The sequence below is a fragment of the Alcanivorax sp. 1008 genome (assembly GCF_020667895.1).
Lineage (GTDB): Bacteria > Pseudomonadota > Gammaproteobacteria > Pseudomonadales > Alcanivoracaceae > PGZG01.
Genome location: NZ_JAFMPS010000063.1, coordinates 1 through 2,028 on the forward strand (window position 1 = coordinate 1; position 2,028 = coordinate 2,028).

The window sequence follows — 2,028 nt, forward strand, 5'->3', positions numbered from 1 at the left end:
GCGGCGATTCAGGGGGGGGGTAGTAAGCCTCTGACAGTGCCTTAGGATGCATAGATAGACAAAAAACTTGCACCTCCAGACATTCTGCCCCCCCCAAGCTCCAGCGCGCTGTGAACTGTGGCACAGTTCGAGCGTGCTGGTCTGCCATTCGCTATTGCACAGCAGAGTTCAGACCGACATGCCATGACTAAGTTCGCTGTCTATGTGTGCGGGTAGGTGTTTTTACAGGCCAAACCCGTTCGCTTGAGCAGTGTTCCAGCGTCACTGGCGGGCAAGCCTCTCAAGGCTCCGTCATTAGCTTGGCGGCCAGGCAAAGAATCCCCTATGGAGTGCAGGAATATGTTTAACGACTTTCGATTTTCAAGCAGGCACGGTTACCCGAACGGTCTTCGGGTGGTCTTGCTGTCCTTTTTAATGGTTCTGTTCTCCTCGAAGGCCTTTGCTGCGCTCAGCGATGATTTCGTGACCACCTGGGAAACCACCGTGGCCAGTGAAAGCATCACCATTCCCATGCAGTTCTCCCCTGATGGTTTTGACGTGGACTGGGGCGACGGGTCTGCCATCGAATCAGTCAGCGCTGGTGTCGCACCGTCACACACCTATGCCAACCCGGGTGTGTATACCGTGCGCATCATCACGGCGCCAGCCGCCTCACTCAGAATCTCTTTCAGCAATGGCGGAGACAAGCGCAAGATCCGCTCCGTTGAGCAGTGGGGAACCTCAGGCTGGTCTTCTTTTTACCGTGCATTCAAGGGTTGCAAGAACCTAAACATGAATGCAACAGACGTTCCACGCTCTTTACGTGACCGGATGTATGAGGCTTTTAGAGATGTAAAAGGTGAGTTCAATGCCAGCGTCGGTTTGTGGGATGTGTCACAGGTAACGGATATGGGTTATGCGTTCGCCGGAGCAGAGAATTTTAACGCAGATCTAAGTGCTTGGGATGTATCCCAAGTGACGTTCATGCTTCAAATGTTCTTCGGAGCTAAGAATTTTAACGCAGATCTAAGTGCTTGGGACGTATCTCAAGTCAGAAATATGCAATCAATGTTCAATGGCGCTGCCAGCTTTAACGGTGACCTGAGCAGCTGGGATGTTTCCAGTGTTACAGACATGTCCGCCATGTTCCATCGAGCTGCCAGCTTTAACGGTGACCTGAGCGCTTGGGATGTGTCACAGGTGACCAACATGGCTACCATGTTCCGGGGTGCCACCAGCTTTAACGGCGACGTAAGTGCGTGGGATGTTTCTCAGGTGACTGACATGCGAGTTATGTTCCTTGGGGCCAGCAGCTTTAATGGCGATCTCAGTGGCTGGGATGTCTCGCAGGTGACGAGCATGAAAGCGATGTTCGAGGATGCCACTAGCTTCAACGGTGATGTAAGCACCTGGAACACGTCCCAGGTCACGAACACGGCCTATATGTTTAATGGTGCATCAAGCTTCAACAGTGATGTGAGTGCGTGGGACGTATCTCAGGTCACGAATATGGAGTTGATGTTCAATGGTGCGTCCAGCTTCAACGCAGACGTGAGTGCGTGGGATGTTTCAGCGGTCACGGATATGGATCGTATGTTCAACCAAGCTGCAAGCTTTAATGCTGACCTGAGCGGCTGGGATGTCTCCCAGGTGACGGACATGGATGCGATGTTCCGAGGTGCCGGGAGCTTTAACGGTGATCTGAGTGGCTGGGATGTCTCGCAGGTGACGAGCATGAATGGGATGTTCCAGGATGCCACGAGCTTCAACGGTGATGTGAGCACCTGGAACACGTCCCAGGTTACTAACACGGCCTATATGTTCAACGGTGCGTCAAGCTTCAACAGTGATGTCAGCAGCTGGGACATGTCCCAGGTGACGGACATGACTGCAATGTTCAGTGGCGCAGCGAGCTTTAACAGTGACCTGAGCGCCTGGGATGTGTCGAATGTCACGAACATGAATGCGATGTTCCAGGGTGCCGCGAGCTTCAATGGTGATGTGAGCACCTGGAACACGTCCCAGGTTACGAACACGGCCTATATGTTT

The 2,028-nt window shown here is 52.9% G+C and carries 1 protein-coding gene; it reads left to right on the plus strand.

What is annotated here, in order from left to right:
* Window positions 1–339 precede the first annotated feature (339 nt).
* Window positions 340–2,028: BspA family leucine-rich repeat surface protein (locus tag J1C54_RS16200; RefSeq protein WP_229149965.1), on the plus strand; the 1,689-nt coding region annotated here is incomplete at its 3' end.